Raw genomic sequence first — 5394 nt, 5'->3', positions numbered from 1 at the left:
GCACCCTCCCCCAAACGACAACGTCGGCCTTCAAGACCACAACCAGGTCTTGAAGGCCGACGTCACGCGCAGGCCCCGAATTCGCCAACAGCATCAGCCGTGCTGCCCGGGGCCCTCGTGCGCGCTGTCGGCGGGGGCGCCGCCTGGCCGCCTACAGGAAGGAGCGGATCTGGATCGTCTCGGTCCGGCCCGGTCCGACGCCGATCGCCGAGATCGGCGCACCGGACATCTCCTCCAGCGCCTTCACGTACGCCTGCGCGTTCTTCGGCAGGTCGTCGAAGGTCTGCGCCTTGCTGATGTCCTCGGTCCAGCCGGGCAGGTTCTCGTAGATCGGCTTGGCGTGGTGGAAGTCGGTCTGGCTGTACGGCAGCTCCTCGACCCGGCGGCCGTCGATCTCGTACGCCACGCAGACCGGGATCTGCTCCCAGCCGGTCAGCACGTCCAGCTTGGTGAGGAAGAAGTCGGTCAGGCCGTTGACCCGGGTGGCGTACCGCGCGATCACGGCGTCGAACCAGCCGCAGCGGCGGTCCCGGCCGGTGGTGACGCCGCGCTCGCCGCCGATCCGGCGCAGCGCCTCGCCGTCCGCGTCCAGCAGCTCGGTCGGGAACGGGCCGGAGCCGACCCGGGTGGTGTAGGCCTTGAGGATGCCGATCACCCGGTCGATCTTGGTGGGCCCGATGCCGGAGCCGGTGCAGGCGCCGCCCGAGGTCGGGTTCGACGAGGTCACGAAGGGGTACGTGCCGTGGTCCACGTCCAGCAGGGTGCCCTGGCCGCCCTCCAGCAGCACGACCTTGTCCGCCTTCAGCGCCTCGTCCAGCACCAGGGTGGTGTCGGCGAGGAACGGGCGGATCTTGTCGGCGAAGCCCAGGTACTCCTGGACCACCAGCTCGGCCGGCATCGCGCGGCGGTTGTAGAGCTTCACCAGGATCTGGTTCTTGTGGTCCAGCGCCGCTTCGACCTTCTGGATCAGGATCGACTCGTCGAAGAGGTCCTGGACCCGGATGCCGATCCGGTTGATCTTGTCGGCGTAGGCCGGGCCGATGCCGCGACCGGTGGTGCCGATCTTGCGCTTGCCCAGGAACCGCTCGGTGACCTTGTCCAGGGTCCGGTGGTAGGGCGTGATCAGGTGGGCGTTGCCCGAGATCAGCAGCTTGGAGGTGTCGATGCCGCGGGCGTTCAGCCCCTCCAGCTCGGCGAGCAGCACGGCCGGGTCGATCACCACGCCGTTGCCGATCACCGGCACGACGTTGGGGCTGAGGATGCCGGAAGGCAGCAGGTGCAGGGCGTACTTCTGGTCGCCGATGACCACCGTGTGACCGGCGTTGTTGCCACCCTGGTAGCGGACGACGTAGTCGACGGAGCCGCCGAGCAGGTCGGTGGCCTTCCCCTTGCCCTCGTCTCCCCACTGGGCACCAACGAGCACGAGTGCCGGCACAGGCGTACACCCCTTCCGGTTGGGGCATCCTGCGTAGGCCGCAGTCTGCCCCGAGATAGACGAAGCCCCTGGCGCAATAGCGCAAGGGGCTCTTGCACCGAGAGATTACCCGAGGAAGGACCGGTCGTGTCGTTCCAGTCCACGTCCGCACCCCCGCCGCCCGACGCCCCGCAGCCGCCGGGGCCCCTCCCCCTGCTGGTGCTGCTGGACCCGGCGGCGCGGGAGGCCGACGGCGAGGCGGTGCGGATCGCCCGGGACGTGCTGACCGGGGGCGCGGACGTGAAGGTCGTGGTGCCGGAGAGCGCCGCCGAGCTGGAGCGGGTGCTCTCGCACCGCGGCCGGCGCCGTCCGGTGGTGGTGGGCTCCGACCTCGCGCTCCAGCGGGTGGTGCAGGTGCTGCACCAGCAAGGGGAGTTGGCGAACTGTCCGGTCGGGCTGGTGCCGGTCGGCCAGGGGCGCGAGCTGGCCCTCGCGCGCTCCCTCGGGGTGCCCGTGCAGCCGGTCGCGGCGGCCCGGGCGGTGCTCACCGGAAGCCCGCGCAGCTTCGGGTTGCTGCTGGACGACGGGGACGGCGTGGTGCTCGGCGAGGTGCGGATCCCCGGTCGCGCACAGGGCCATTCGGGCGGCTGGCGTTCGCTGTGGGCGAAATTGATTGCGGCCGAGCAGGTGGACCCGCACGGCGAGTGGCTGCGGGTGGAGGCGGACGGGCGCCCGCTCGGCGGCGCCGACCGTCCGCCGAGGCTGGTCGCGCTCCGGCTGCCGGCCGGATCGACCGCCGCCGAGGTGGTGGTCCGCCCGGCCGGTCCGGGCCGCACGCTGCTGCGGGTGCGGGCCTCCAGCGTCACGGTGGCCGGCCGCACCTTCGGCTACGAGGCGGACGGCTGCCCGGCCGGCCCGGTCCCCACCCGCACCTGGACCGCCCAGCCGAGCGCCTGGGGGCTGCTGCTGCCCGCGACGTGAGGCAGCTCACCGTCGACCCCGGTTCCCCTGCGCCGCCTGCCCGAGCGCTGTGGTAAGGGGCTGCCTCTACGCGCGTCACCAGGGGAATCGCCAGGCCCGGGGCCCTCCCGGCTGCGGAAGCCTGTGGCAACTGCCCTAGACTCGAAGGCGTGCCACGTGGTGACGGAAGACTCAACCACGATCTTCTTCCCGGCGAGAAGGGCCCCCAGGACGCTTGCGGCGTCTTCGGTGTCTGGGCTCCCGGCGAGGAGGTCGCCAAGCTCACGTACTTCGGCCTCTATGCCCTGCAGCACCGCGGTCAGGAATCCGCGGGCATCGCAGTGAGCAATGGCTCCCAGATTCTCGTCTTCAAGGACATGGGACTCGTCTCCCAGGTCTTCGACGAGGCAGCTCTGGGGTCCTTGCACGGGCATATCGCCGTCGGACATGCCCGCTACTCGACCACCGGGTCCTCGGTCTGGGAGAACGCCCAGCCGACGTTCCGGGCGACCGCGCACGGTTCGCTCGCGCTCGGTCACAACGGCAACCTGGTCAACACCGCGGAGCTGGCGACCATGGTCGCCGAGCTGCCCGGTGAGGAGCACGTCTCGCGCTCCGGCCGGACCGCCGCGACCAACGACACCGACCTGCTCACGGCGCTGCTCGCCGGCCACCCCGACCTGACCATCGAGGAGACCGCCCGCCGGGTCCTGCCCGACGTGCGCGGCGCGTTCTCGCTGGTCTTCATGGACGAGCACACGCTCTACGCCGCCCGCGACCCGCAGGGCATCCGCCCGCTGGTGCTGGGCCGGCTGGAGCGCGGCTGGGTGGTCGCGTCCGAGACCTCGGCGCTGGACATCTGCGGCGCCTCCTTCATCCGCGAGGTGGAGCCGGGCGAGCTGATCGCCATCGACGAGAACGGCATCCGCACCTCGCGGTTCGCCGAGGCCAAGCCCAAGGGCTGCGTCTTCGAGTACGTGTACCTGGCCCGCCCGGACACCTCGATCGCCGGCCGCAACGTCTACCTCTCCCGGGTCGAGATGGGCCGCCGCCTGGCCGCCGAGGCGCCGGTCGAGGCCGACATGGTGATAGCGACCCCCGAGTCGGGCACCCCCGCCGCGATCGGCTTCGCCGAAGCCAGCGGGATCCCGTTCGGCGCCGGCCTGGTGAAGAACGCCTACGTCGGGCGCACCTTCATCCAGCCCAGCCAGACCATCCGCCAGCTCGGCATCCGGCTCAAGCTCAACCCGCTGCGCGAGGTGATCGCCGGCCGGCGCCTGGTCGTGGTGGACGACTCCATCGTCCGCGGCAACACCCAGCGCGCCCTGGTGCGGATGCTGCGCGAGGCGGGCGCCGCCGAGGTGCACATCCGGATCTCCTCGCCGCCGGTGAAGTGGCCCTGCTTCTTCGGCATCGACTTCGCCACCCGCGCGGAGCTGATCGCCAACGGCATGACGGTGGAGGAGATCGGCCGCACCCTGGGCGCCGACTCGCTCGCCTACATCTCGATCGACGGGATGATCGAGGCCACCGCCCAGCCCAAGGAACGGCTCTGCCGCGCCTGCTTCGACGGCGAGTACCCGATGGAGCTGCCCGACCCGGCACTGCTCGGCAAACTGCTGCTCGAAGCGGAGATCGCCGGCAGCCAGCAGCCGCCCGCCACCCGGGGCAAGCCGACCGGCTCCGACCTCGACGGGGTCCAGTCCCTGCTCGGCGGCCACGGAGCCGCCGACGCGCTGCGCCGACCGTAGTACCCAGGCGGGGCCCCAACCGGGGCCCCGTCGCAGTTCACCCCCACTTGACCCGAGAGGGCCGCACGCAGTGACCAGCAACGAGAGTGGCGCCACCTACGCCGCCGCCGGAGTCGACATCGAGGCGGGCGACCGCGCCGTCGAGCTCATGAAGCAGTGGGTGAAGAAGACCAACCGCCCCGAGGTGGTCGGCGGTCTGGGCGGCTTCGCCGGTCTGTTCGACATCTCCGCCCTCAAGCGCTACGAGCGCCCGCTGCTGGCCTCGGCCACCGACGGGGTCGGCACGAAGGTCGCGCTGGCCGCCGCCATGGACAAGCACGACACCATCGGCCACGACCTGGTCGGCATGGTGGTGGACGACCTGGTGGTGTGCGGTGCCGAGCCGCTCTTCATGACCGACTACATCTGCGTCGGCAAGGTCCACCCGGAGCGGGTCGCCCAGATCGTCAAGGGCATCGCCGAGGGCTGCGTGCTGGCCGGCTGCGCGCTGGTCGGCGGCGAGACCGCGGAGCACCCGGGCCTGCTCGGCCCGGACGAGTACGACGTGGCCGGCGCCGGCACCGGCGTGGTGGAGGCCGACGCGCTGCTCGGTGCCCACCGGGTCCGGGCCGGCGACGTGGTGATCGCGATGGCCGCCTCCGGCCTGCACTCCAACGGCTACTCGCTGGTCCGCCACGTGCTGCTCAACCAGGCCGGCTGGAAGCTGGACCGCGAGGTGGCCGAGTTCGGCCGCACCCTCGGCGAGGAGCTGCTGGAGCCGACCCGGATCTACTCGCTGGACTGCCTGGCGCTCACCCGGGCCACCGAGGTGCACGCCTTCTCGCACGTCACCGGCGGCGGCCTGGCGGCCAACCTGGCCCGGGTGATCCCGGCCGACCTGCACGCCCGGCTGGACCGCGGCACCTGGACCCCGATGCCGGTCTTCCAGACCGTCGCCGAGGTGGGCCGGATGCAGACCCTGGAGATCGAGAAGACGCTCAACATGGGCATCGGCATGGTCGCCGTGGTCCCGCCGGAGTCGGTGGACGTGGTGCTCTCGGTGCTGGCCGACCGCGACGTCGAGGCCTGGCTGCTGGGCGACATCGTGGAGCGGGCCGCCGAGCACGCCGACGGCGCGGCGCTCTACGGCGACTACGCCCGCTAGGACCCGGTCCGGCGAGGCGGCTGCGGCCGGGCCCCCAGCGGGGGCCCGGCCGCCCGGCCGTCCCGGCCGCACCCCCTGCGGTCACGCCGAAAAACCGCCCCGCGCCCGGGGGGCGCGGACCGGTC

4 protein-coding genes are annotated in these 5394 nt (G+C 72.1%); 3 read left to right on the top strand and 1 reads right to left on the bottom strand.

The features are described from left to right. Positions 1-151: 151 nt before the first annotated feature. Positions 152-1435 (bottom strand): adenylosuccinate synthase, encoded by a 1284-nt coding sequence (locus ACFW1A_RS38080; protein WP_380417825.1) that lies wholly within the window; start codon positions 1433-1435, stop codon positions 152-154. A 126-nt stretch (positions 1436-1561) separates the two neighbouring features. On the opposite strand from ACFW1A_RS38080, the gene ACFW1A_RS38075 reads away from it, so the two are divergent. The 3 genes from ACFW1A_RS38075 to purM all read left to right on the top strand — a co-directional run bounded on the left by ACFW1A_RS38075 (position 1562) and on the right by purM (position 5269). Continuing rightward, the gene (locus ACFW1A_RS38075) at positions 1562-2395 is read left to right on the top strand and encodes a diacylglycerol kinase family protein (RefSeq protein WP_380417823.1); all 834 of its coding nucleotides are present in this window, start codon (positions 1562-1564) and stop codon (positions 2393-2395) included. Between the two features lie 149 nt (positions 2396-2544). Beyond that, positions 2545-4125: an amidophosphoribosyltransferase gene (purF, locus tag ACFW1A_RS38070; protein WP_380417821.1), complete on the top strand. Its 1581-nt coding sequence runs from the start codon at positions 2545-2547 to the stop codon at positions 4123-4125. 70 nt (positions 4126-4195) lie between these two features. Continuing rightward, the gene (purM, locus tag ACFW1A_RS38065; protein WP_380417819.1) at positions 4196-5269 is read left to right on the top strand and encodes a phosphoribosylformylglycinamidine cyclo-ligase; all 1074 of its coding nucleotides are present in this window, start codon (positions 4196-4198) and stop codon (positions 5267-5269) included. Positions 5270-5394 lie beyond the last annotated feature (125 nt).

Source organism: Kitasatospora sp. NPDC058965, assembly GCF_042741245.1.
In the GTDB taxonomy this organism is placed as follows: domain Bacteria; phylum Actinomycetota; class Actinomycetes; order Streptomycetales; family Streptomycetaceae; genus Kitasatospora.
This window is presented reverse-complemented; position numbering and strand designations above follow the sequence as displayed.